Here is a 25,500-nt window from a genome sequence, read left to right as displayed (position 1 = left end):
TAGCTATCCGGCATGTTGGGCGGCGTAAGGTCCGGGGGCGGCGCTGATGCCGTCCCCGGACACGCTCGGGAGGAAAAGATTATTCGTAGAGAACAGCGGCGATCTCGGGATCGTCCATGTTGCTGGCGTCGTAGTAATAAAAGCCCGTGTCGATTTCGGCGGGCACCTCTTCGCCATTGATGGCGGCGACGGCCGCGGCCACGGTCTCATACCCGATGCCGACCGGGTTCTGCGTAATGGCGCCCGCCATCGTGCCCGAACGGATCGCATCGAGTTGGGCCGCGCCCGAATCGTAGCCGATGACCACCACATCGTCCCGGCCAAGCTCGGTCACTCCGTTCACCACGCCGATGGCCGAACCCTCATTGGCACCAAAAATGCCCTTGAGATCGGGATTGGCCAGAAGGATCGACTTGGTGATCTCGGTCGACTGCAGGTGATCGCCCCCGCCATACTGGATCGAGACGATCTCGATGTCGGGATACTCCGCCTCGATCTGGTTGACGAAGCCGTCGCGGCGCTCGATGCCGGTGCGCGAGGTCTGGTCGTGGACCACCAGCGCCACCTTGCCCTCGCCCCCGATCAGTTCGGCCATCTTGTCGGCTGCCAGCGCAGCGGCGGCAAGGTTGTTGGTCGCGGCGGTACCGAGCGGAATGTCGCTGTCGACGCCCGAGTCGAACGCGATGACCGGAATACCGGCGGCCTGGGCCTGCTGGAGCAGGGGCGTTGCCGCCTGGCTGTCGAGCGCGGCAAAGCCGATGGCGTCCGGCTGGCGGGCAAGGGCGGCAGCTAGCATGTCAATCTGGCGGTCGACCTGGCTTTCGTTGTCCGGACCTTCAAAGGTCACGTTAACGCCGAGTTCCTCGGCGGCCTGCTGGGCGCCCATATTGACGGCCTGCCAGAACTGGTGCTGGAAGCCCTTGGAGATCAACGCGATATCGAGCGTGTCATCCTGGGCCGAAGCCATCGGCGCGAACCCGAGCATCACGACCGCGCTGGCGGTGGCGAGTAGTGTACGTCTGTTGAACATCATGTCCTCCTGGGGTGTTCGGTTGATTTGCGGAACGGTTGGTCCCGTTCTCCTTGCACTTGGCGCCGCGAAAAAGGCGGCGCGGGTTGACCTCGCCTATGTCGCCGCTGCCGCACGCTGACGGCGCAGCATGTCGGCATAGACCGCGAGAATGATGATCGAGCCGGTCACAACGGTCTGCCACTCCTGTGCGACCGAAAGAATGCGCAGCCCGTTGAGCAGCACCGCCATGATCAGCGCGCCGATGATGGTGCCAAGGATCGTGCCCTGCCCGCCGCGCAGCGACGTGCCTCCGATGACGACGGCGGCAATCGCGTCGAGTTCGTAGCCGAGCCCGAGCGCGGGTTGGGCGGAATTGAGCCGCGAGGCGATCAGAATGCCGGCGACGCCCATGATCGCGCCGCCGAGCGAATAGACGGCGATCTTCCAGCGGTCGGCGTTGACGCCCGAAAGCCGCAGCGCCTCCTCGTTGGAGCCGAGCGCGAAGGCGTAACGCCCCAGCACCGTGCGTCCGAGGATAAAGGAAGCGATCCCTGCGACGAGAAACAGGATGACCACGCCATTGGGGATCGGAAAGATGGGAAAGAAGGTCCCCACGATCGATCCCGTAGCGATTTGCGTAAAGCCCGGCGTGTCGTTGAAATAGATGGGGCGCGTGCCCGAGATGACCAGCGAGAGCCCCTTCAATATCAGCATCATGCCCAGCGTTGCGATGAAGGGCGGCACCTTGAGCTTGGCGACGAACACCCCCGACAGGAAGCCCGAAAGCGTCCCCGCCGCAATCGCCGCGACAATCCCCACCGGCATCGGCATACCCAGATAGGTAAGGACCACGCCCGCGATCACCGCGCAGAACGTCATGCCCGTGCCGACCGAAAGATCGATCCCCCCCGTAATGATGATCAGCGTTGCCGAAACGGCCAGAACGCCGTTGATCGATGCCGCCTGCAGGATCGTGATCATGTTGGCGGTCTGCATGAAATTGGGGGAAGCGACCGAAAACCCGACCAGCAGCACCAAAAGCCCGGCAAAGGCGAGCAGCTTTTGCGCCCCCTGCGAGCGAAACAGGCTGCCGAGGCTGCGCTCCGATGATGACGTGGTGGCGCTCATGGCTTGGCTCCGTTTGTGTTTTTTCCATTGCCGCCGCGTTGCGTCGCAAGCCGCATGATCTCTTCCTGGCTGGCGCCTCCGGGCAGGAAGCCCGTCAGCCGCCCCTCGCACATCACCGCGATGCGGTGCGAAAGCCTTAAAATTTCCGGCAGCTCCGAGGAGATGACAATGATGGCACGCCCCTGCGCGGCAAGCTGGTTGAGAAGCTTGTAGATTTCGGCCTTGGCGCCCACATCGATGCCGCGCGTGGGTTCATCGAAGATCAGCACGTCGCAATCGCGCAGCAGCCATTTGGCGACGACCACCTTCTGCTGATTGCCGCCCGACAGGAGCCGCGCTTCCTGCCGCTCGGAGGGCGTCTTGATCGAAAGCTGACCGATATATTTGCGCGCCGTCGAGCGGATTTCGCCATCATCGAGCACCCCGCCGGGGCCGATGAAGCGCGAAAGGCTCGCCATCACGATATTGTTGGCAACGTCCATGCCGGTCGCGAGCCCAAACTGCTTGCGGTCTTCCGAGAGGTATCCGATCCCGGCCCGAACCGCATCCCTTGGCTGTTTGATCTCGACCTTCTCGCCATGAACGAAAATCTCGCCAGACTGGCGGGGGTCGGCCCCGAAAATCGCCCGCGCCACTTCCGTGCGCCCCGCACCCATCAGCCCGGCAAATCCGAGGATTTCGCCCTTTTTGACCGAAAAGCTCACATCGCGCACCTCGCGTCCGCGATTGAGGTTCCTCACCTCGAGCAGCGTTTCGGCCTGGGAAAGATCGGGAATGGACGCGGCCTCGTCGGTCAGTTCCCGCCCCACCATCATCGAGATGATCTTTTCGACCGGCGTATCGGCGGCAGGCACGGTGCCCACATAGCCCCCGTCGCGCATCACCGTCACCCTGTCGGCGATACGCTTCAGCTCGTCCATCTTGTGGGAGATGTAGACGATGCCGACGCCCTCGGCCTTGAGCTCGCGGATGATGGTGAAGAGCTCATTGATCTCGACAGCATTCAGCGCGGCGGTGGGCTCGTCCATGATCAGCACGCGACTTTCATGGCTCAACGCCTTGGCGATCTCGACCATCTGCTGCTTGGCGATGGTGAGATTGGCCACGGGCGTGCGCGGATCGATCCTGAGATGGATATGCTCGAACAGCCTTGCGGCCTCGGCGTTGAGCCTTTTCTCGTTGATCAGCAGCCCGCCCGCCATGCGCGGCTCGCGCCCGATGAAGATGTTCTGGGCCGCATTGAGGTCACTCATCAGACTCAGTTCCTGATGGATGATGGAAATGCCCAGCGCCTGCGCCTCGCGCGGCGAGGCGATCTCCACGGTCCGGCCATCGACTTCCACCGTTCCGGCGTCCCTTGAATAGACTCCCGACAGCACCTTCATGAGTGTCGATTTTCCGGCCCCGTTCTCGCCCATCAGCGCGTGGACCTCGCCGGGCAGCACCTCGAAATCGACCGATTTGAGCGCGTGGACCCCCGGGAAGGACTTGTCGATCCCGCGCATGGAGACGATCGGCTGTACCGAATGGGCCATTGCCGCACTCATCGCGCGCCCTCCAATCCGTAGAACCCAAACGCGGTGCCCCCGAGAATCGCTCCGCGCTCGGCAGCGGAAAGCGGCGCGACGAGGATATCGGTCGTCGCGCGCCAGAAGCCATAGTCGGCGGCAAGGTTGACCACCGGCCAGTCCGATCCCCAGGCAATGCGCGAGGGGCCGAACCACTCCAGAAGCGAAGCAAAAACCGGCGAGAGCATCCGCGCCGCATCCTCTGGCGTTTGCCGGTCGTCCGCGTCCATTTCCGTCAGCAGGCCCGAAAGCTTGCAGCTTACATTGCCGAGCCCGCCCAGCGCAGTCATCGCCTTGACCCACGCATCCGAAGGCGCGCCCTGGGTGAGGTCCGGCTTGGCGGCGTGATCGATAATGATGGGAAGGTCGGGATTGGCCTTTGCGAACGCAGCCACCGCGCCGATCTGGGCAGGCTTGGCCAGCGCATCGAACCGCAAACCCAATTCGACAAGTCTTGCGATTGCCTCGGGCCGGGCGGCCCGGTTGATCCAGTCGGGGTCGGCGATATCCTGCAGCATGGGGCGGACGCCCTTGAAGAGCGGATCGTCCGCGAGCCCTTCGAGTTCGGCTTCAGCATCGCGCGCCGAAAGGTCCACCCACCCCACGACACCCAAAGCCTTTGGATCGGCAGCCGCGCTGGCGAGCAAAAATTCCGTCTCGGCGACAGTTGGCGCCGCCTGAACGAGCACACGTCCTTCAATGCCCGCATGCGCGCTCGCCGCGTCATGCTCGGCCGCGCCGAAATCGCGATGGATCGGAGCAAGGTCCTCGGTCAGCCAGCCGTAATCGCCGCGCGCCAGTTGCCAGTAATGGCAATGGGCATCGATGCGGGCGGCCATCACGCGGGCGCTCCCCCGGACGCGCGCCGGCCATCGGCAAACAGCTTCGCTGCCTTGTCGCAAAGGCACATGCGGTGCAATCCTCTCCCTGCAATGTCCGGTCTGGTCCTCTCCCACCGGGCATTGTATTTCTATATAAACAGTCTATTCATAAATGAACCGACTACGCAACAGGAAACCGAAATGACCGACGCGGAAGCTACGGAAAGCCCCGATTTGCTGGAAAATTCAGGCCGCGAGGACCGCTACAGGGCGCCAGCGCTCGACAAGGGGCTGGATATTCTGGAGTTGCTGTCGACCCAGTCGGGCGGCATGACGCGCGGTGAGATCGTCAAGGCGATGGGCCGTTCACCCTCGGAAATCTATCGTATGCTCGAACGGCTGGTCGTGCGCGATTACGTGGCCCGCTCCCCCGAGGGCGACCGCTATTCGCTCTCCATGAAGCTCTTCGTCCTCGCGCACCGGCACCCCCCGGTCCGCCGCCTCGTCAGCCGCGCCACGCCCTTGATGGACGCCTTTGCCAGCCAGGCGCGGCAGTCGCTGCATCTGGTGGTGCAGGATCGCGGCAAGGGCCTCGTCGCAGCACAGGCTCATTGCCCGGCCAACTGGGAATTCGGCGTCAGGGTCGGCGCCCGGATCGACCTGCTGCACACAGGGTCAGGCCATACCCTTCTCGCTTTCCAGGACGAAATCGCACGCGAAGACCTCGAACGGCGCTGGCAGGAAACCGACGGGGCCGCTCAACTCGAAGCCCTTGGCCCAACGCTCGAAACCATCCGCAAAACCGGCTACCGCATCGGCGCGAGCCAGCAGATCAGAGGCGTGGATGACATCTCGGTGCCGATCCTCAACCCCGACGGCTATGCCCTTGCGGTCCTCACCTGCCCCTATCTCGAACGGCTCGACCAGCCCGGCCACGCCAGCATCGACGAAACGATGGGCCTGCTGCAAAGCCTTGCGCAGACGCTTTCGCTGGAGTGAACACCTCAATCGGTGTGGAAGACCTCGTCCATCTCCGCCCACCACTCGCCGGGCTTTCGCGTTTCGAGCGGTGACTGCATCGGCTCGCAGATCGCCCACCATTCCTGCGTGCGCGGATCGGCGGCCATCGCCGCCATATCCGCCGCATGGTCCGCGCCCACATATTCGTAATAGGCGAACAGCAGATTTTCGGGTTCCTTGAGAAAGATCGAATAATTGGTGATGTTGCTCGCCCTGATCTGCTTCAGCACATCGGGCCACACCGCAGCATGGATGCGCCGATACGCCTCCACTTCGCTCGGCTTGAGCGCGAGCACATGTCCGTATCGCTTCATGTCGCTATCCTCCCTCGGCATCAAAGCGTAGAAAGGGGATTGATCCCCGCGATCACGCAATGCTTATATAAAAACATAGCGTTTATATATAAACATGCCAACCGCCTGGCATCGAAAGGGACATGAGGAAACATGGCTGACATCAGCGGGCGCATTTGCCTTATCACGGCGGCGGCGCAGGGCATAGGCCGCGCCTCGGCGCTTGCTTTTGCCAAGGCGGGCGCCAAGGTCATCGCGACCGACATCAACACGGACCAGCTCGCATCCCTTGAGGGTGAAAACGGCATCGAGACCCGCGTTCTCGACGTTCTTTCGCCCCAGGCTGTCAGCGAAGCGGTATCTGACATCGGGCGTGTCGATATCCTGTTCAATTGTGCCGGCGTCGTCCACAACGGCACAATTCTGGAAACCAGCGATGCCGACCTCGAATTCGCCTTCAGCCTCAATGCCATGGCTCAGATCCGCACCATAAAGGCGGTGCTGCCCGGCATGCTCGAACGCGGCGACGGGTCGATCATCAACATGGCGTCGGTCGCCTCATCGGTCACGGGCGTTCCCAACCGTTTCGCCTATTCCGCCTCCAAGGCCGCCGTCGTCGGGCTGACCAAATCGATCGCCGCCGACTTTGTGGCCAAGGGCATCCGCTGCAACGCCATCTGCCCCGGAACGGTCGACAGCCCGTCTTTGCAGCAGCGCCTGCGCGACACCGGCGACTATGAAGCCGCCCGCGCCGCCTTCATCGCCCGCCAGCCCATCGGCCGCATCGGCACGCCCGAGGAAGTCGCAGACCTCGCGGTCTATATCGCGGGCGCAACCTATACGACGGGCCAGATTCACGTCATTGATGGCGGCTGGACCACCTAAAGACCACTTCAACCAACGGGATTTTAATAATGAAACTCATGCGCGTTGGCGCCAGGGGCGCAGAAAAGCCCGCCATTCTCGATGCGGACGGCACCATCCGTGACCTGTCCGGCATTGTTTCCGACATCGCCGGAGACACGCTTTCCAGCGATGGCCTCGCGCGCATCCGCGCCGCCGACCTGTCGGCGCTCCCGGCCCTTGACGCCGACCAGCGCATCGGCGCCTGCGTCGGGCAGGTGGGCAAGTTCATCTGCATCGGCCTCAACTATGCCGACCATGCCGCCGAGACCGGCGCTAGCATCCCCAAGGAACCGATTCTGTTCATGAAGGCGACCAGCGCCATTTCGGGGCCGAACGACGACGTCATCATTCCAAAGAACTCGAAAAAAACCGACTGGGAAGTCGAGCTTGGCGTCGTCATCGGCAAGGAAGCCCGCTATGTCGACGAGGCGGACGCGCTCGATCACGTCGCGGGCTATTGCCTCGTCAACGACCTCTCCGAGCGCGAATTCCAAACCGAGCGCTCCGGCCAGTGGGTCAAGGGCAAGTCAGCCGACACCTTCGGCCCCATCGGCCCCTGGCTCGTCACCCGCGACGAGATCGCCGACCCGCAGAATCTGGGCATGTGGCTCGAAGTCGATGGCCATCGCTACCAGAACGGCTCGACCCGCACGATGATCTTCGGCGTTGCCCATGTGGTGAGCTATATCTCCCAGTTCATGAGCCTGCAGCCCGGCGACATCATCTCGACCGGCACCCCTCCGGGCGTCGGCATGGGCATCAAGCCCGAGCCCATCTTTCTCAAGGCCGGCCAGACAATGCGGCTGGGCATCGAGGGGCTGGGCGAGCAGACCCAGCGCACCGTCACCTACCAATAGGTATTGGAGGGCGTGCGTCAGCGCACGCTCTCCGTCCAATGGACGCCACCGCAGTTTTCGCACCGCGTCTCTTCTCCGATCCGGATTTTCCCGCACCGCATGCAGGAAAGCGGCCTCTCCGGCGAAACGACGGGCGAACGAGGGGGCGGCTCCTTGATGGTGTGCGGGGGCACGATCGGCAGGCCGGGGCGGCTTTCGTCCCGGAAGCGGAACGCAGTGACCTTGCCGTCCTTTTCCATATAGGCCCGCCGCACCTCCCCCAACTGCTCGATGCCGTCTTCACGCAGGCGCTGGAACAGCTCGTCGGCCGATATCGGGCCCTGCCGCAAGAACGACGCATCGACCACCCCATCCCGGATCAACTCGCACGGCTCGCCATCGATCAGCCGTTCGGCTCGCGGACTGCGCAGCATGATCGCGTCGAGCCCCTTGTTGATCAGGACGACCAGCGTCACCACCGCAAGGGCGTGCAGCAAGGGCACATCGGGATAGAACATCGCATCGCCCACCGCCGACCCCAGCGCGATGACCAGCAGGAACTCGACGGTCGAAAGCTGCCCCACCGTCCGGCTTCCCAGCCAGCGCAACAGGACCAGCGTATAGACATAGATGATGACCGTGCGCACCACGATCTCGAGATAAAAGAGCGGCGGACCATTCCCGATCAGCATGCGCTGCAGATCGAACGCCACGACGGACTGATCCATGATGCCCTCCCAGTCGACAACACCAGAACGCTTGTGCTCGTCCCCCGTTCCCCCACTCCACGGGAGCGTTTACTTTGGACATTTGGGAGATGGCGAACGTCTCGGCTCTTTCGCCCTCTCCCCCTTGAGGGGAGGGAGTCGATGGAGCCGAAACATCGGTGCCCAAACCATCGCGTGGCAGGCTGGCCGGTCAGCCGGTCCTTGCCAGACGCCAGGCGCGCCGCAGATCGTTTATGAACGCATCAGTCTCCTGCTGCCGCCGCCCTGCCTCGGGAATGCGCAGGAGATAGGAGGGGTGGATCGTTGCGATCACCGGCGTGCCGTCATCGGTATAGGCGGTCTTGCCACGCAGGGAGGTAATGGTCATCGCCTTGCCATACACGCCGCGGATCGCGGTGGTTCCCATGGCAACCAGCACAGCGGGCCTGACCAGCGCGCGCTCCTGATCGAGCCACCACTTGCAGGCATCGACTTCGCCCGCGTTGGGCCGCTGGTGCAGCCGCCGCTTGCCGCGCCGCGCGAACTTGAAATGCTTGACCGCATTAGTGACGAACAGGTCCTTGCGGGGGATTCCCGCCTGTTCCAGCGCGGCATCGAAGATCCTGCCCGCCGGGCCGACGAAGGGGCGGCCCGCAAGGTCCTCCCTGTCGCCCGGCTGTTCGCCGACGACCATCAGTCTGGCCGTGGCAGGCCCTTCCCCCGGCACCACCTGCGTTGCGTTTCTGTAAAGCGGGCAGCGCGTGCAGCCCGCCTCGGCGCGCGCGAGGGCCTCGGGAGATGCGGGGATGGTTTCCGCCGTCATGTCCTTCAGCCCTTGTCCGAAGCGGTCTCGCGCCCGAACAGTACGCGCAGCTCGTTCTTGGCCTGTTCGAGCACTTTTTTCCGCTTGTCCGGCAGATTGCTGCCCGCCCGGTTGATATAGAAGGTCAGCATCGACATGGCCGACCGGAACGGCTCCGCCTTACGCCGGTCCGATCGCTCGGCGGACCGCTTGAGCGAGGCCGCGATTTCCCTCGGGTCGTCGAGCGTAAACACGTCTTGTTCGAGATCGAGCGCATCGCTGCCTTCGGTCACGCCGGCGGACCACTTCTCCTTGCGCTTCGTCATCACCGCCACTCCTCGTTTCCATCGATGAGAAACAAGCCAGCAGCATGGTTCGTTCCAGCGGAAGGGGAAGCTCAGGCGAGCAGTCCGGGCAGTTCGGGACCGACGGGCACAATGCCGGTGGGGTTGAGCGCCTTGACCGAATAATAGCCTTTCTTGATGTGATCGATATTGACCGTCTCACGGATGCCAGGAATGGCCAGAATGCGCGCCGTATAGGCGGAAAGGGCCGGATAGTCGGCAAGGCGCCTCAGGTTGCACTTGAACAGCCCGTGATAGGCGGCATCGAACCGGACCAGCGTTACAAACAGGCGAATGTCGGCCTCGGTGAAGCGCTTGCCGGACAGGAAATCGCGGCCATCGCCCAGCTTTTCCTCCAATTCGTCGAGCATCGCAAAGACGCCCGCAAAGGCTTCCTCATAGGCTTCCTGCGTGGTCGCGAAGCCGGCGCGGTAAACTCCATTGTTGAGCGCGGGATAGATACGGGCGTTGAGCGCGTCGATCTCCTCGCGCAGATCGGCCGGATAAAGATCGACTGTTTCGTCGGCAAGCGCGCCGAACCCCGAATTCATCATGCGCAGGATGTCGGCGGACTCATTGTTGACGATGGTGCCGCGTTTCTTGTCCCAAAGCACAGGCACCGTGGCGCGGCCCGAGATCTCGGGATCGGCGCGGGTGTAAAGTTCGTGCATATAGGTCGCGCCGTTTACCTCGTCCCGGTTCGCCCCCGGATAGTCGCCGAACCGCCAGCCCTGATCGGTCAATGCGGGCTCGACCACCGAAAGCGAGATTACCTTTTCGAGTTTCTTGAGCTTGCGCCCGATCAGCGTGCGCGAGGCCCACGGACAGATCAGCGCCACGTAAAGATGGTAGCGGCCCGCCTCGGCCTCAAAGCCCCCTTCCCCGGTCGGGCCCGCGCTGCCGTCCGGGGTGACCCAGTTGCGAAAGCTCGATGTCTGGCGCACAAAGCCGCCCTTTTCGTCCTTGGCCTGCACCGGCTGCCAGTCGGCCACCCATTTTCCGTTGACCAGCATGAGGGTCTCCTTGGTGTGTGTTGTGGCGCCAAAGATCGCTGCCCGGCGGAGACTTCACAAGAGAAAGCGGGGAAGATGATTGCATCCGTTACGGAAGAAATCGTGCGGCAGGCGCCGGAATTTGCCCGCAAAGCCGGGGCAGTCTAGAAAGACTGCCATGCGATTTTCTGCCAGCAAGGAAAGGTCCATCATGACGCTCAAAGTCTATCTGTCCGGCGAAATTCACACCGACTGGCGCGACAGGATCATCGAAGGCGCACGCGATCTGGACGTGAGCTTTGAAAGCCCTGTAACCGATCACGAGGCGAGCGACGATTGCGGGGTTGCGATCCTGGGCCCGGAGACCGACAAGTTCTGGCACGACCACAAGGGCGCCAAGGTCAACGCCATCCGCACCCGGCGCGGCATCGAGGAGGCCGATGTGGTCGTGGTCCGCTTCGGCGAACAGTACCGGCAATGGAACGCGGCCTTCGATGCCGGGGTGGCCTCGGCGCTCGGAAAATCGCTGATTGTCCTGCACGGCGCCGAACACCAGCACGCTCTCAAGGAGATCGACGCCGCCGCCCTTGCCGTTGCCGAGCGTCCCGAACAGGTCGTCCAGATCCTGCGCTATGTGCTGACCGGCAAACTGCCCTGACGACTGTTGCCCTGGCCGGGTTATTTGCTATCTCTCCGGGCCATTCATCAAGCAAGGGACAGTTAGAGTGACAGAGCAGATACGGATCGGCATCGTCGGACACGGCAATCTGGGACGCGGCGTCGAGGCCGCGATTGCCAGGAACCCCGACATGCGGCTCGTCGGCATCTATACGCGCCGCCCGCCCGAACAGCTCTCCCCCCGCGACCCGGCAACGCCGGTGCACGGCATGGACGCATTGACCGCCCACGCCGATCGCATCGACGTGCTCATCCTGTGCGGCGGCTCGAAAGAGGATTTGCCGCGTCAGGGCCCCGAACTGACCGGGCTGTTCAACACGGTCGACAGCTTCGACACCCACGCGCGCATCCCCGATTATTTCGCCGCGATGGACGCCCCGGCGCGGGCGGGCAACCGGACGGCGCTGGTCTCGGCGGGCTGGGACCCCGGCATGTTTTCGATCAACCGCATCCTGGGCGAAGCGCTTTTGCCCGATGGCGCAACCTACACCTTCTGGGGCGACGGGCTGAGCCAGGGGCATTCGGACGCCATAAGGAAGGTGCCGGGCGTTGCAGGCGCGGTGCAATATACCCGCCCCGCCCCCGAAGCCATCGCGCGCGTCCGCAGCGGCGCGCGCCCCACGCTGACCCCGCGCGAGGCGCACCGGCGCGAATGTTTCGTCGTGCTCGAGGCTGGCGCCGACCCCGAAGAGGTGCGTAACGCCATCGTCACCATGCCTCATTATTTCGACGCCTACGACACGACGGTGAATTTCATCACCGCCGAAGAACTGGCACGCGATCACGGGGCGATGGTGCATGGGGGCTTCGTGATCCGCAGCGGCAACACTTCTGCCGACAACGCTCAGGTGATCGAATACGCCCTCAAGCTCGGCAGCAACCCCGAGTTCACCGCAAGCGTCCTCGTGGCCTATGCACGGGCGACCCATCGCCTCAACGCCATGGGCCAGTATGGAGCCCATACCGTCTTCGACGTGGCCCCGGGTCTGCTCTCGCCCAAAAGCGCCGCCCAGCTTCGCGCCGAGCAGTTGTAGCGGCAGCATGAGCTTTCAAACGGAGGCCGCCATTGGCGGCCTCCGCTATTCTACAGTGACCGATTTTGCCAGATTGCGCGGCCTGTCGATATCGTGGCCCTTGAGCAGTGCCGTGTGATAGGCGAGCAACTGCAAGGGCAGAGCCGCAACGATCGGCGCAATGAATGGATCGGTGCCCGGCAGGGCAACCACGGTCACGTTCCGGCCCGCGACATGGGCCGCCCCGGCCGTATCAGTGATGAGGATCACCGGGCCGCCGCGGGCCGAGACCTCTTCCATGTTGGAAAGGGTCTTTTCAAACAGCTCGTCGCTGGGCGCAATGACCACCACCGGCGTATCCCCGTCCACCAGCGCGATAGGCCCGTGCTTGAGTTCGCCCGCCGCGTAGCCCTCGGCGTGGATATAGGAAATCTCCTTGAGTTTCAGCGCCCCCTCGAAAGCAAGCGGCGCATAGACCCCGCGTCCCAGAAACAGCACGTCGCGCGCCTTGGCCAGCTTCTGAGCGATGGCAACGATCTCCGGTTCGACCCGGAGCGTTTCGATCAGCGCGGTGGGCAGCATGGTAAGCGCCGCGATCCGTCGGCGCAAAGCCGGCGGGTCGAGCGTCTGGCGCGCCTCAGCGGCGACCAATGCCAGCGCGGCGAGGACCGCCAGTTGTGATGTGAACGCCTTGGTCGAGGCGACCCCGATCTCCGGCCCGCAGAGCAGCGGGAAAAAGGCATGCGCCTCCCGCGCGATCGTCGAATGGGTGGCGTTGACGATGGCGGCGATGTTCTGGCCCTCGCCGGCGCAATGGCGCAGCGCGGCAAGGGTATCGGCGGTTTCCCCCGATTGCGAGATGAACAGCGACAGCCCGCCATCGGCCAGCGGTGGACGGCGATAGCGGAATTCGGAAGCGATATCGATCTCGAAAGGCAGCCGCGCCAGATCCTCGAACCAGTATTTGGCCACCGCGCCCGCCAGATAGGCCGTGCCGCACGCCGCCGCCGTGATACGCGGCAGGGTGGCAAAATCGAACGGCAACGGAGGCATCGGACGCAGCGTCATGGCGGCGGGATCGACAAACTGATTGACCGTATGGGCAACCATTTGGGGCTGCTCGTGGATTTCCTTGGCCATGAAGTGCGGATAGGGGAATTTTTCGGCGATCTCGTCGCTCTGGTCGAGCACGCGGACCGGGCGTTCGACGCGCCGCCCGGTGTCATCGTAAATCGTTGCGCCCTCCGGCTCGACCACGGCCCAGTCTCCTTCCTCAAGATATGAAATGCGGGAGGTGAAGGGCGTGAGCGCGACCGCATCGGACCCCAGATACATCTCGTCCTCGCCATAGCCCAGCGCCAGCGGCGATCCACGCCGCGCCGCGATCAGCCGGCGGCCATTGCCGCGAAAGAGGAACAGTAGCGCATAGGCGCCCCGCAATTGCGCCAGCGCACGCGGCACCGCCTCCTCGGCGGTAACCCCGTTGTCCATCTCGCGGGTGACGAGCAGGGCTACCACTTCCGTGTCGGTCTGAGTCTGGGGGCTGTAGCCGTCCTGCGCGAGACCGGTGAGCAGGTCGCGATAATTCTCGATGATACCGTTGTGAACCACGGCGAGGTGATGGGTGGCGTGGGGGTGGGCGTTAGCCTCGGTGGGTGCGCCATGCGTCGCCCAGCGGGTGTGCCCGATCCCGATAGTGCCCGAAAGCGGGGTTTCAGAAAGCCTTGCGGCAAGGTTCTCGAGCTTGCCCTGCGCGCGGCAACGCAGGATGTCGCCGCCCGCAAGCGTTGCGATCCCGGCGCTGTCATAGCCCCGGTATTCAAGGCGCGCGAGGGCGCCGACCAGCCTTTCCGCCACAGGCGCCGCGCCGGCAATTCCCACGATCCCGCACATTGTCGTCTCCGTTCGTCAGGTTGTTTCCTCCACTGCTAGGCGCGCCGGGGATGCTTTGACATTGACGGCCATCAATGCGTACGCGGCGCGATGGGCCATGGTGGGATGAAGCTGGATGAAAGGTCGACCCGAATGGATCAGGCGTCCCAGAATGGTGGTATCGGGCTCACCGGCCGGAGCGTGATGCCGTGGACAGGCCTCGTCCTGCTCTCGATCGTTTCCAACCTCTTGCTGCTGACCGGCCCTTTGTTCATGCTCCAGATCTATGACCGGGTTCTGGCGAGCAAATCCGTGCCCACGCTCGTCGCGCTCACCGGGCTGATGGTAGTGCTTTACGGGTTCTATGCGTTTCTCGAACTCTTGCGTACGCGCATGGCCATAAGGTTTTCCACTCTCGTTGCGGTGCGCTACGCAACACCCCTCTTTGCCTCGGTGATCGGGAGCCGGGCGCGGCCCGGGCAATCGCGCGACGGCGACCCGGTGCGCGACCTCGATACGGTCCGCACCTTCCTTTCGGGCCAGGGGCCGCTGGCGCTTCTCGACCTGCCATGGATGCCGCTTTATCTGGCGGTCGTTTTCATGTTCCATCCCCTGCTCGGCTGGCTTGCCGTTGCCGGAGCCGTGGCCGTGACGGTGCTGATGATCGCCAACGAAGCGCTGTCTCGCCGTCCCTCGGTGGCGGTCGATACGGCCATGGCGGCGCGGCAGAACCAGCTTTCCGACGCGCGCGGCAACGCCGAATCCATCATGTCGATGGGCATGCGCCCCACGCTCATCGCCCGCTGGAGCGAGGCCGCCGACGCGCTTTTGACCGCGCAAGCCCGCGCCGCCGACCGCGCGACGTTCTTTTCGGCAACGACGAAATCCTTCCGCCTGCTCCTGCAATCGGGCGTGCTGGCGCTGGGCGCGTATCTGGCGATAGAGGGCGACATCACCGCCGGGCTGATGATCGCCGCCTCGATCGTCACGGCGCGGGCGCTGGCGCCGGTCGAACAGGCGGTGGCCAATTGGCGCGGCTTCGTCGCGGCACGGCAGGCCATGCGCCGGATCAGGAAGATCGAGCGCGACGAAAAGACGGCCCCACGCACCGCGCTTCCCCTCCCCACCGCAAGCCTCAGGGTCAGCGATCTCGCCGTCGCCCCCGATCGTGAAGGTCCACCGCTGCTCGCCGGCGTATCGTTCAGCCTTGCGGCAGGCGATGCGTTGGGCGTGCTGGGCATATCGGGGTGCGGGAAATCCTCGCTGGTCCGCACGCTGATCGGGCTCTGGCCACCCCTTGCCGGGACCGTGCGACTCGACGGGTCCGAGCTTTGCCATTTCGACCCCGACCGGCTCGGACGCGCCATCGGCTACCTGCCGCAACTGGTCGAGCTGTTCGACGGCACGGTTGCCGAGAACATCGCGCGCTTTGCCCCCGACGCCTCGCTCGAAGCGATCCTCGCCGCCGCCAGTGCTGCTGGCATCCACGATCTCGTCGCCGGGCTGCCGCATGGCTACGATACGCGGATCGGCGAGCGCGGGGCCATGCTTTCGGCGGGGCAGCGCCAGCGCATCGGGCTTGCCCGCGCGCTTTACGGCGATCCTTTCCTGCTGGTACTGGACGAACCCAACTCCAATCTCGACAGCGCCGGGGACACTGCCTTCAACACGGCAGTTGAAACGGCCAAGGCGCGCGGGGCCATCGTGATCGTGGTCGCGCACCGGCCCGCCGCCATCGCCTCGGTGGACAAGCTCCTTTATCTGCTGGACGGACGCATGGCCATGTTCGGCGCCCGCGACGAGGTGCTGGCCGCCATCACCGCGCAGCCCGCCTCGCTCGCGGCCGCGCGAAAGGCGCGCGGGCGATGAGCGCGCTATCGCTTCAGCAACGCCAGACCCGGAGCCTGGGGCGCCATGCGCTTCTGGGTACGGTTTCGATCCTCATGCTGTTCGGCGGAGCGGCCTATTGGGCGGCGAGCACCACCATTGCCGGCGCGATCGTCGCGGGCGGCAGCGTGGTTGTCGACGGCGGCGCGCGCCTTGTCCAGCATCAGGAAGGCGGCATCGTGCGGACCATCCTCGTGCGCAACGAGGATGCTGTGGCCGCGGGCGATCTGCTGATCGCGCTCGACGGCACCGCCACCGCCGCCAATCTCGCCGTGATCGATGCCCAGCTTGGCGATGCCCTGACATTGCAGGCACGCCTGCTGGCCGAAAGCCAGGGAAGCGGTGCGGCGCTCTGGTCCGAAGCCCTTGAGGGCTTATCCGACCGGGCGCGTAATCTGGCGCTTTTTTCCGCGCAAGAACAGTTGCGCCTCGCCCGCGCCGCCACCCTTGAAAACCAGTCCGCCCAGCTTGCCGAACAGATCGCCCAGTTCGAAATCCAGATTGAGGGCCTTGAGGCACAGGCCCGCGCCATCGAAACCGAGACCGGCATCGTTTCCGAACAGGTGACAACCATCTCGGCACTTTTTGCACAAGGCCTCGTGGAACGCTCGCGCCTTGCCGATATCGAGCGTCAGCTTGCCCGGCTCGACGGCGACCGGGCGCGGACCCTTACCGAGATAGCCCGCTCCCGCGCTGCCATTTCCGAGCGCACCCTGCAGATGACCCAGTTGCGCGAGACGTTCCTGTCCGATGTGCTGGCCCAGTTGCAGGAAGCGGGACAGGCGATTGCCGAGTTGCAGCAGCAAAAGATCGCCGCCGAGGATCGCCTGCGGCGGCTGGAAATCCGTGCGCCGATTGCCGGTATCGTCCATGAATCGCAGGTGCAGACGGTGGGCGGGGTGATCGGACCGGGCGAGACGCTGATGCAGATCGTTCCCCAGAACGAAACCCTCCTCGTCGACATCCGCGTCAGCCCGCTCGACCGGGACAGGCTGGCCACCGGCCAGCCGGTCGACCTGCGCCTTTCCGGCCTCGATCCGCGCCGCGCGCCCGAACTTTCCGGCGTTGTCGCGAGCATCTCGCCCGATCTGCTGCGCGATCCCGTAAACGGCTTGCAGTTCTACCTTGTGCGCGTGACGGTGCCCGAGGCGGAACAGGCCAAACTTTCCCAAGCCTATCACCTCGTACCCGGAATGCCCGTCGAGGCGTTTTTCCGCACCGAGGAGCGCACGGTCCTCGCCTATCTCGTCGCCCCCGCCGTCACCCAGCTTTCCCGGGTGTTCCGCGAGGAATGAAAAAGGCGCCCCAGAGGGCGCCTTTCCTTTCTTAATCCTTTGCTCAGAGAATGAAGTCGATCGCCGTCAACGTCACCAGCCCGGTCAACTCGATCTGGAAGTCGGCCGCCCCGTCACCGTTGATATCCCCGGCAACGATGGTCCTGTCATTGGCCTCGTCCGCCATATCCTCGAAGAACCACTGGAGCTCCCCGCGCACTCCCGAGAACGCCGTCCCCGGTGTTGCAAGGAAGGTAAAGGCCTGGTTGCCCGCAACGTTGCTGACCGCATCGATCGCCGAAAGATCGATGATATCTTCTCCGTGGCTGAAATCGGTAATGACGTCGCGGGGAGAGGTTCCCCCGCGTGTATGGCCGGGGGCGGTGAAGATGAAGGTGTCGCTACCCGTCCCCCCCGTAAGGATGTCCCGGCCCGCCCCGCCATCGAGCCGGTCGTCGCCCGTGCCTCCGATCAGGATATCGGCACCGCCCGCGCCTGAGAGCGTATCGTTGCCCGCCCCTCCTTCGAGCCGGTTGGCTCCCGACTTTCCGCTGATGGTATCGTTGCCGCTCCCTCCGATGACGTTCTCGATGGTCGCAAGGGTGTCGGTGCCGGTCTGGGCACTGCTGGCCGTCCCTGCAGCGAGGTTGACCGTGACATCGGCGGTGATGCGGGAGAGATCGTAGGTGTCGCTCCCTCCGCCGCCGGTATAGCTGTCATTGCCGTCCCCGGCGGTGGCGACGAAAATGTCCCGGCCGGCATCGCCGTAGATCTGGTCGGCGCCCTCGTCACCAAAAAGAATATCGATGCCGCCCCCGCCCCTTATGATGTCGTTGCCCGCCCCGCCATGATACTGGTTGCCCGTGGATTTCCCCGCGAGCGTATCGGCGGCGCCGGTTCCCATGATGTCGGCCATTCCGACGAGATCGAGGCTCGCCGTCGCCTCCGCTATGCCGTCCGCAGTCTCGATCCTGTAGGAAAAGACGACGTCCGTATCGTCGTTAAGCGCGGGGACGTAGAGCCAGGTGCCATCCGCAAGCGTGGTGAGGGTTCCGGCGGAAGCCGCCAGATCGAGGATGGTAAACGCTCCCACCCCCACCATCGGCCCGGCGAGCTGGGCCGGGGTGAGGATGCGCGTCATGTCCTCGTCCGATGCTTCGAGAACGATACCCGGCGCGATATCGGTGACCGGTGCGGTCGCCGCCGAAGCAAGGGTTTCGAGCGTGCCCGCCCCATCGAAATAGCTGACGACGACACGCACCGCTGCCCCCGCATCGGCGTCGGCGAGCGTATAGGTCGCCCCGGTCGCACCGGCGATATCGGTGAATCCCGCACCTTCGCCGCGCTGCCACTGATAGCTGAGCGCAACGATGCCCTCGGGGTCCGCGAGCGTCGTGATGTTGGCCGAAAGGGTCTGGTCTTCTTGCGCCTCGCCCTCGATGACGACCGCGCCCGAGGGTCCCTCATTGACGTCCGCTATATCGAGCACGACCTCGCGCGAGACGCTCAGTGCGCCATCCGTCGCGGTGAGGGTGAGCGTGATTTGCGGCTCAGCCTCGAAATCGATCGTCTGGCCCGCCTTGAGATAAAGCGCATTGTCGGCGGGATCGACCTCGAAACGATCGTCCGAGACCGTAAGGACGTTGTTGCGTAACGAAGGATCGAGATCGGGATCGATCACCAGCAGTTCGGCAATCAAGGTCCGCAGCACAGTATTTTCGGCAAGAACCGCAAGGTTTGAGACGACGATATCGGTGGGCGCGGCGTTGGGGATTGCCTTTTGCCGCACTTCGATGGCGTGCGTGCCAATACCGGAGAGTTCGAGCACCATGGTGCCGTTCTCGATACCGGCCACATTGGCTCCGGTAACCTCATAGAACATGCCCTCGGTCACCTTGAGATCGATGACGATACGGCCCTCCCCCGAGACGGTGAAGTCGAGATCGGTCCCATCGCCCCAAAGCGTGAGCAGTTGTGCCCGCGCACCGATCGATGTGATGTGCGTCACATCGTCGGCGCTTGCGCCCAGCGTGATCTCGAAAGTGCCGCCATCGGCGTCGAGGAACACGCTGTCCCCGTCATAGGCGTACCAGTTGGCAACGTTCTTGATGGTCTGCCCCTCGAGCGTGCCCAGATTGACCGCGAAAGTGCCCAGCGTCCCCGCTTGCGGCAACGCGCTGACCGTTACGGCATCGCCCGAGACCGTAAAATCGAACTCGGTCTTCTCGAACGCAACGATGCGCGCGGCAAGATCGGCAAGGGTCACGAACTCCGCCCCGGCGGAATAGGCCGCCGCGATGAAGCCGGAGAACATTTCAAGGCTATAGGTGGACTGAACACCCTCGTTGAGCGACCATTGGGTCGGGCCGTAATCGTGCCAGGGCCAGACGACGATCGGCAGATCGGAATTGACCGTCAGTTCGTTCCATTCGGCGAGCCATTTGTCGAGCGCCCCTTGTGCGGAAAGCCCGAGCCAGTCGATGAGCGTGAAATCGAACGACATGTTGGGCGCAAGATAGACGTGGTCCGTCTCCCCATCCGAGAGATAGCCGAATGCACCCGGATATCCCGCGCCGGCCATCGAGGCGCCGCCCGTCATGTAGTCGTATAGCCCGATGATCTGGCGCGCCGTTTCGAGCGTTTCGGGCATGCCGGGCACGGCGGCGCCGGTAACGACGATTCCCAGCCCATCCTCTATGGCGTGGCGGGAGGTGCCGAACTGGAAGGTGAAGGACGCCTCGAGGATGGCGCGCGACACGAGATCGAGCGCCGAGGGATCCGGTGCGGCGAGCGCCGCCTGCAACGTTGCGTTGATCTCCGAAACGCTCATCGCGGCCAGCGCGTCGATGACCGTCTGGTCGGCATCCTCACGCGTGCAATAGGGGCAGAAACACGCCGAGGGATTGTCCAGAAGCGCTGCGTATTGCGCCACGCGCTGGTCGAGCAACTCCTGGATGACCGTATCGGGCAAAAGAAGATTGGTGTCCGAGGGGTGCGAATAGGAATGCGAGCCGATCTCGTTGCCCATCGCCAGAAGCGCATTGTAATAGGGCGAGGAGATGACCCAGTCGGTCTGCTGGTCGGGGCCGTAAAGCCCGATATTGATGTAATAGGAGCCGACGAAATTGTAGTCGGCCTTCCACTGTTCGAGGATGGGCAGCAACGCATCGTAAATACCGCCATCGACGTCATAGACTTCCTGAGACTGGTCCATGTCGTTACGCGAGGCAACGATGGCTTCGCTGCGGCTCATGTGGAGCGACACCGTGGGCCCTTCTGCTGGGCTGACCACCCAGTCGAGCGCCTTGCCGAGCAGATTGCTGTCGGCAAGCAGGCCCTCGGTCGCAAAATGCACGTTCTGTCCCCCCGTCACCGTGCCCAGCACCGCATTATGGCTCGTGCCGTTGACGACCTGCTCGGCGATCAGCGTTCCGGCCACCGTCCCGACCGCGCTGAAATAGGATGTCGCGGTGCCGGTATAGGTGTTGATGGTGTTCTGGCCGTAGCCCGAAATGATCGGATGGCCGTCCGCCCCGATGATCTCTGCCGTGACCCCGGATTCCCCGCCGGTGCGCGTCACGCCCAGAAGGGTCTGCATGCGCTCATAGGGGTTGCCGGGCAGCGGATCGCCCGCCCCGTTATTGGTCATGAAATCCCCGGCGGCGATCAGCGGTATGTTGTAGTCGAAGACCACATGCCCCAGAACGCTGGCGATCTCGGCATAGTTGTCGGGCACGGTGCGGAAGGAGGGGAAAACGATGGCATCGTAGCCGGCGAGCTTTTCGAGATTGGTAAGATCCGCCTCCCCGATCACGTCGAACGGAATGCCCGCCGCCATGGCCTGGCTCTGTGCCGCCATGATGAGCTGGGAATAGGCCATTTCGCTGAAATAGGCGTCGGCGCTGCTCTGGGAAAAGACGATGGCGATCTTGTATCCGTCCGCGTCCGGCTGGGGGAGCGATGCCGGATCGGCAAGGGCGTAGCCGGCAAAGGTATAATCGGACGGCAGGAACACCCCGTCATTGACGTCGGCCATCAGCAATATCTTGTCGACCGCCCCCCCGAGCAGCGATTGCGGGACGGCCAGTTCCAGCGTCGTGCCGTCCGGACCGAAGGCGAAGTCGAGTTCGCCGACAAGCACCTCGCCCGCCGCTCCCGAATAGAGCCTGGGTATGCCGTCCGCGCCGATATTGACGTTGAATTCGGCGCCGCCCGCCCAACCCCAGATCTGGTGCCCGGTCGCGATATCGCCATCGGTGTTGATCCAGAAGGTCGTGTTGGGGCCGATGGGCACCGCGCTCTTGAGCGCAACGAGGAACTCACCGTCGGCGAACCGGCCATAAAGCTCATAGCCTTCAACGGTCGTCGCCGGGGTTTCGAGCCTTTCGCCCTGACTCCAGTCATCGAGCAGCCCGTCGAACCTTGCGGGAGGGAGGTCGCCGGGTTGCTCGATGACATAGCCGCCCGCACTGTAGCTGCTGGGCAGGAAGACGGAATTGTTGATATCGGCCAGAACGGTGAGGGACGAAACGTCCCCGCCAAGCAGCGCCTGGGGGATACGGATTTCGAGCGTCGTACCGTCCGGTCCCAGCGCATAGCTCAGATCGCCGACAAGCGTCTGCCCATCCGCCCCGCTATAAAGGCGCGGCACGCCATCGGCGCCGAAATTGACGTTGAATTCCGCACCGCCCGACCACCCCCAGATCTGATGCCCGGTCGCGGTATCGGCGTCGGTGTTGAGCCAGAACGTGGTGTGTGCACCGATCGCCACCGCGCTCTTGAGCGCAAAGACGAAATCACCGCCATCGGTCTTGCCGTAAAGCTCGTAACCATCGACTGCCGTTGCGGGAGTTTCCAGACGCTGGTCCTGCGTCCACTCGTCGAGCAGCCCGTCGAATTCGGAAGGCGGATTGGTGACGGGTTCGGCGATCACATAGCCGCCCGCGCTGAAGCTGCTGGGCAGGAAGACGGAATTGTTGATATCGGCAAGAACGGTGAGGGAGGAAACGTCCCCGCCAAGCAGCTCCTGGGGGATGCGGATTTCGAGCGTCGTGCCGTCCGGCCCCAGCCCATAGCTCAGATCGCCGACAAGGGTTTGGCCGTCCGCCCCGCTATAAAGATGCGGCACGCCATTGGCATCGAAATTGATGTTGAATTCGGCGCCGCCCGCCCAGCCCCAGATCTGATGGCCGGTCGCGGTGTCGCTATCGGTGTTGAGCCAGAAGGTCGTTTCGGGCCCGATGGGCACCGCGCTTCTGAGCGCAAAGACGAAATCGCCCGCATCGGTCTTGCCGTAAAGCTCGTAGCCATCGACCGCCGTTGCGGGGGTTTCCAGACGCTGGTCCTGCGTCCACTCGTCGAGCAGCCCGTCAAACTCGGAGGCTGGAGGCAGTTGTGGCTCCGCGATCACATAGCCTCCGTCGCTGAAGCTGCTGGGCAGGAAGATGGCGTTGTTGATATCGGCAAGGACAGTGAGCGATGAGACATCTTCCCCGACCAGCGTCCTGGGAATTTCGATTTCCAGCGTGGTGCCGTCAGGCCCGAGTGCGTAATTCAACGTACCGATCAAAGTCTGCCCGTCCGCCCCGCTATAAAGATGCGGCACGCCGTCCGCCCCGAAGGTGACGTTGAACTCGGCACCCCCCGCCCAGCCCCAGATCTGGTGGCCGGTCGCCGTATCGCTGTCGGTATTGAGCCACAGGGTCGTATCGGGGCCAATGGGCACCGCGCTTCTGAGCGCGAAAAAGAAGTCGCCAGCCTCCACCCTGCCATAGAGTTCATAACCGGAAACGGCGGTCAGCGCGGTCTCCAGCCTGTCCGCCGGGGTCCAGTCGGCGAGCGTTCCGTCAAGGGTGATGGTCATGATGCTACTCCATTGCAGCAAGGGTTGAAGTCGTTCCGGTTGTTTCGTTCACATCCGTCGCGCGCCATACCGTGGCCGCCCCCCTGGGGACGCCGGGTTCGCGCAGGCGCAGCAGGCGTTCGTCGTCGGCGGGACCGGTAAGCCCGGCGGCCTGCGCCTGGGCGATCACCTCGCGTTCCGCTTCACGGTCTCCGGCCATGCGCAGTAGTACGATCAGGCGGCGATAGGTCTGGGCCGTGGGCTCCATGAGAAAGACCCGCCGCAGGATACGCGCCTCGTTGGCCGCATCGCCGGTATCCCGGTAGAGCGCCGCAAGCAGCCCCAGGGTCCAGCCATCGTCGGGCCGCGTGGAGGCTTCGCTTTCGAGCAGGGAAATGGCAGGGCCCGGCTGGTGGGTGATCCTGTACATGCCTGCGAGCGTAAAGACCTCGTAAGGGGTCAGCCCGGCGCGGGCCCGGCGGTTCTCGACAAGGGCGATAGCCTCGTCATAGCGCTGATGCGCCGCCAGCACCGCCACCTTTTCTTCGGTATTGGGCAGCATGGCGATAGCGGCCACCATCGAGAGCGCCGTCAGCAGCGCCACGATCGCCAGCGACCGGATCATATGGGCGGAGATGTCTGAAATGGCGGTCATCGGCTGATCCTGGACTAACGGGAATAGGGAAGATCGAGCGCCCGTCCGCCGACAAAAAGCGGCGTGCCGAGCGTTGCGGCATCGGTTCGCGCCGCCTCGATGACAGCGGCATCGGAAAGATATTCAGCAAGGAACACAGGCTTGCCGGAATCGAGCAGCAGGGAGATGAGATTGAGGCTGGCCCGGGTCTCGCTGCGCGTGTTGCGCTGCCCGTCCTTGTGAATCCCGAACAGGAGGTCTTCCTTGGCGAACCCGTCTATGGTCCGCCGGTAGTCGGCATTTTCGAGCAACTCCTCCCCATTCTGCACGACGACGAGGAAGCCGGGATTGAGCGCCCGCCCGCGCTCGGCCAGAGCCTCGACAAATTGCGCCATGGCCAGCATCCGGCGTGAGGGGTCGTATTCGGGATCGGGCTCCTCGAACGCATCGATCCGGTCGAGATAGACCCCGTCGAATCCGGCCGCGACGATCTTTTCGAGATAGGACCCGGCGCTGCGATAGATAATTTCCTGCCAGCGCGTATCCCAGAAGCGCACCCAATAATTGCCCTTCCATTCGGGATTTTCCGGCCCGAGCCATTCGGGTGGGCTGCGCGACCAGTCCGGGTCCCAGTAATAGCGATAGTCCTCCGCCTCCCCGATGCTGAGATAAGCAAGAACGATCCGCCGCCGCCCGTCCGGCTTGACCTTGATGGCGGCCAGTTCGGAAGCGAGCAACGCGCCCTTTTCCCTGCCGTTGCGCGAATAGTCGATGACCGCCATGTCATAGCCCGAGCGCGCAAGGACGGCGGGGGATATCCCCTGGAGCTGATAGACCCAGGAGCGCACCCCGCTCAGCGGGTTCATGCCCGGCGGCTCCTCGCCCGGCCGCGCGCCCACGGCGGCAAACAGCCCCCCGAATACCAGCGTCAGGGCCGTCAGCAGCGTTGCGGAAAGGGTCTGGTCCAGCGTCATTGGTTCCGCCTTCAAGACTCGGGCACGGCGCATGGGTGCCGTTGCCAGTGAGGCGCTTTTCTAAGGCGCACGCCGGGTGCGGCGCATTGACAGCCGTCAATGAATCGAAGGGCCGGGGGTTGCATGAATCCCAATACAGCGCGGGGCCCGGTCCTCTCGCCTTTCGCCCGTAACCCAAGGCCCAGACCATGCACGCGATCCTTCCAAATCCAGACAGCTATCCGGCCTCCCGCAAGGACCCGATCAGGTCCCGGATTCTCTTCGTCCAGATTTTCGTGCTCTCGCTCGAGATCGTCCTGACGGTGCTGGTGCTGGTCGGGCGCGCCCAGATCGGCGATGCGCTTGGCGGGCACCTGGCGCTCTGCGCGCTCTTGCTGGCCCTGGTCGTCATTGTCGAGCACATTGGATACAAAAGCGGCGAATTACAGAAATTCACGTTTCTCACGGCGGTGGCCGGACCGATAGGATCGGCGGCCGCCCTGATCAGCGAGCAGCTTTCAAGCGGCAGGCATAGCGCAACGCTCGAGCAATGGTACAATACCATCGCCCCGCCACCTGCCCCGGCCATCACGCTGGCCGATCGCATTCTCGACGATCAGCTCGTACGCCCCACCTCGCGTCTCCCCCAGCGTTTCGACCGTCTTCTGACCCATGGCACGATGCGCGAGAAACAGGCTTTCTTTGCCCACATCGCCGCCGATACCACCCAGCCGGCCATGTCCGACCTGCTCGATACGGCACTGCGCAGCCGCGACCAGCGCGTACGCGTCCAGGCGGCAGCCGTCGCCTCGTTCATCCGCGACAAGGCGCGCCGCGCCGCTGGCAGCGCCATGCCGCCCGTCACCGCCCTGGAGGCGGCCGAGAGACCCACCCACCACGCCGCGCCGGGGGAGTGAG

20 protein-coding genes and 1 pseudogene are annotated in these 25,500 nt (G+C 64.0%); 8 read left to right on the top strand and 13 right to left on the bottom strand.

Translation table 11 applies throughout. From position 1 onward, the window contains the following. Positions 1–79 precede the first annotated feature (79 nt). The 4 genes from DQG18_RS11925 to DQG18_RS11910 all read right to left on the bottom strand — a co-directional run bounded on the left by DQG18_RS11925 (position 80) and on the right by DQG18_RS11910 (position 4,547). Positions 80–1,030: an ABC transporter substrate-binding protein gene (locus DQG18_RS11925; protein ID WP_116654605.1), complete on the bottom strand. Its 951-nt coding sequence runs from the start codon at positions 1,028–1,030 to the stop codon at positions 80–82. Positions 1,031–1,126: 96 nt separating this feature from the next. Next, on the bottom strand, positions 1,127–2,140 hold the full coding sequence (locus DQG18_RS11920; RefSeq protein ID WP_116654499.1) for an ABC transporter permease: 1,014 nt from the start codon (positions 2,138–2,140) through the stop codon (positions 1,127–1,129). Then, positions 2,137–3,687: a sugar ABC transporter ATP-binding protein gene (locus tag DQG18_RS11915; RefSeq protein WP_245958449.1), complete on the bottom strand. Its 1,551-nt coding sequence runs from the start codon at positions 3,685–3,687 to the stop codon at positions 2,137–2,139. The genes DQG18_RS11920 and DQG18_RS11915 overlap by 4 nt, the downstream gene beginning before the upstream one ends. After that, positions 3,684–4,547: an amidohydrolase family protein gene (locus DQG18_RS11910; RefSeq protein ID WP_116654603.1), complete on the bottom strand. Its 864-nt coding sequence runs from the start codon at positions 4,545–4,547 to the stop codon at positions 3,684–3,686. Before DQG18_RS11910 ends, DQG18_RS11915 begins: the two co-directional genes overlap by 4 nt. A 183-nt stretch (positions 4,548–4,730) precedes the next feature. On the opposite strand from DQG18_RS11910, the gene DQG18_RS11905 reads away from it, so the two are divergent. Beyond that, complete coding sequence (locus tag DQG18_RS11905; protein WP_116654498.1) at positions 4,731–5,528, top strand: IclR family transcriptional regulator; 798 nt, start codon at positions 4,731–4,733, stop codon at positions 5,526–5,528. Positions 5,529–5,533: 5 nt separating this feature from the next. On the opposite strand, the gene DQG18_RS11900 is transcribed toward DQG18_RS11905, so the two are convergent. Next, on the bottom strand, positions 5,534–5,863 hold the full coding sequence (locus DQG18_RS11900) for an L-rhamnose mutarotase (protein WP_116654497.1): 330 nt from the start codon (positions 5,861–5,863) through the stop codon (positions 5,534–5,536). A 132-nt stretch (positions 5,864–5,995) separates the two neighbouring features. Here DQG18_RS11900 and DQG18_RS11895 point away from each other — a divergent pair, with 132 nt between their 5' ends. Further along, positions 5,996–6,727, top strand: a complete 732-nt coding sequence (locus DQG18_RS11895; RefSeq protein ID WP_116654496.1) for an SDR family oxidoreductase — start codon at positions 5,996–5,998, stop codon at positions 6,725–6,727. Positions 6,728–6,756: 29 nt separating this feature from the next. Next, on the top strand, positions 6,757–7,605 hold the full coding sequence (locus tag DQG18_RS11890; protein ID WP_116654495.1) for a fumarylacetoacetate hydrolase family protein: 849 nt from the start codon (positions 6,757–6,759) through the stop codon (positions 7,603–7,605). A gap of 17 nt (positions 7,606–7,622) precedes the next feature. Here the strand turns inward: DQG18_RS11890 and DQG18_RS11885 are convergent, their stop codons facing one another. From DQG18_RS11885 to DQG18_RS11870, 4 genes and pseudogenes are all read right to left on the bottom strand, one after another. Further along, the gene (locus DQG18_RS11885) at positions 7,623–8,312 is read right to left on the bottom strand and encodes a DUF421 domain-containing protein (RefSeq protein WP_116654494.1); all 690 of its coding nucleotides are present in this window, start codon (positions 8,310–8,312) and stop codon (positions 7,623–7,625) included. A gap of 190 nt (positions 8,313–8,502) precedes the next feature. Then, positions 8,503–9,138, bottom strand: a pseudogene (locus DQG18_RS11880) (UdgX family uracil-DNA binding protein); the annotation flags it as partial. Continuing rightward, positions 9,120–9,419: a DUF3175 domain-containing protein gene (locus DQG18_RS11875; protein ID WP_116654492.1), complete on the bottom strand. Its 300-nt coding sequence runs from the start codon at positions 9,417–9,419 to the stop codon at positions 9,120–9,122. The pseudogene DQG18_RS11880 and the gene DQG18_RS11875, both read right to left, overlap by 19 nt. A 71-nt stretch (positions 9,420–9,490) precedes the next feature. Next, entirely contained in the window at positions 9,491–10,450 is a 960-nt protein-coding gene (locus DQG18_RS11870; RefSeq protein ID WP_116654491.1) for a glutathione S-transferase family protein, read from the bottom strand. A gap of 190 nt (positions 10,451–10,640) precedes the next feature. On the opposite strand from DQG18_RS11870, the gene DQG18_RS11865 reads away from it, so the two are divergent. Both DQG18_RS11865 and DQG18_RS11860 read left to right on the top strand, forming a co-directional pair. Then, the gene (locus DQG18_RS11865) at positions 10,641–11,087 is read left to right on the top strand and encodes a YtoQ family protein (protein WP_116654602.1); all 447 of its coding nucleotides are present in this window, start codon (positions 10,641–10,643) and stop codon (positions 11,085–11,087) included. Positions 11,088–11,154: 67 nt separating this feature from the next. Then, positions 11,155–12,141 carry a diaminopimelate dehydrogenase gene (locus DQG18_RS11860; RefSeq protein ID WP_116654490.1) on the top strand — a complete coding sequence of 329 codons (987 nt, stop codon included), beginning with the start codon at positions 11,155–11,157 and terminating at the stop codon, positions 12,139–12,141. Positions 12,142–12,186: 45 nt separating this feature from the next. Here DQG18_RS11860 and glmS read toward each other — a convergent pair whose 3' ends face one another. Continuing rightward, complete coding sequence (glmS, locus tag DQG18_RS11855; protein WP_116654489.1) at positions 12,187–14,013, bottom strand: glutamine--fructose-6-phosphate transaminase (isomerizing); 1,827 nt, start codon at positions 14,011–14,013, stop codon at positions 12,187–12,189. 132 nt (positions 14,014–14,145) lie between these two features. Between glmS and DQG18_RS11850 the strand changes: the two genes are divergently transcribed. Beyond that, positions 14,146–15,861, top strand: a complete 1,716-nt coding sequence (locus DQG18_RS11850) for a type I secretion system permease/ATPase (RefSeq protein ID WP_116654601.1) — start codon at positions 14,146–14,148, stop codon at positions 15,859–15,861. Continuing rightward, the gene (locus DQG18_RS11845; RefSeq protein ID WP_116654488.1) at positions 15,858–17,174 is read left to right on the top strand and encodes an HlyD family type I secretion periplasmic adaptor subunit; all 1,317 of its coding nucleotides are present in this window, start codon (positions 15,858–15,860) and stop codon (positions 17,172–17,174) included. The genes DQG18_RS11850 and DQG18_RS11845 overlap by 4 nt, the downstream gene beginning before the upstream one ends. 43 nt (positions 17,175–17,217) lie before the next feature. Here DQG18_RS11845 and DQG18_RS16645 read toward each other — a convergent pair whose 3' ends face one another. Genes DQG18_RS16645 through DQG18_RS11830 form a run of 3 tightly spaced genes read right to left on the bottom strand, consistent with a single transcriptional unit; the run spans position 17,218 to position 24,603 of the window. Next, on the bottom strand, positions 17,218–23,016 hold the full coding sequence (locus tag DQG18_RS16645; RefSeq protein ID WP_116654487.1) for a M10 family metallopeptidase C-terminal domain-containing protein: 5,799 nt from the start codon (positions 23,014–23,016) through the stop codon (positions 17,218–17,220). A gap of 4 nt (positions 23,017–23,020) precedes the next feature. Then, a complete protein-coding gene (locus DQG18_RS11835) occupies positions 23,021–23,650 on the bottom strand; it encodes a hypothetical protein (RefSeq protein WP_116654486.1) in 630 nt (209 codons plus the stop codon). A 14-nt stretch (positions 23,651–23,664) separates the two neighbouring features. Continuing rightward, entirely contained in the window at positions 23,665–24,603 is a 939-nt protein-coding gene (locus tag DQG18_RS11830) for an MJ1477/TM1410 family putative glycoside hydrolase (RefSeq protein WP_157970145.1), read from the bottom strand. A gap of 188 nt (positions 24,604–24,791) precedes the next feature. Between DQG18_RS11830 and DQG18_RS11825 the strand changes: the two genes are divergently transcribed. Then, positions 24,792–25,499, top strand: a complete 708-nt coding sequence (locus DQG18_RS11825; RefSeq protein ID WP_116654484.1) for a hypothetical protein — start codon at positions 24,792–24,794, stop codon at positions 25,497–25,499. Position 25,500 lies beyond the last annotated feature (1 nt).

The organism is Pelagibacterium sediminicola, from assembly GCF_003390885.1.
In the GTDB taxonomy this organism is placed as follows: Bacteria; Pseudomonadota; Alphaproteobacteria; order Rhizobiales; family Devosiaceae; genus Pelagibacterium; species Pelagibacterium sediminicola.
This window is presented reverse-complemented; position numbering and strand designations above follow the sequence as displayed.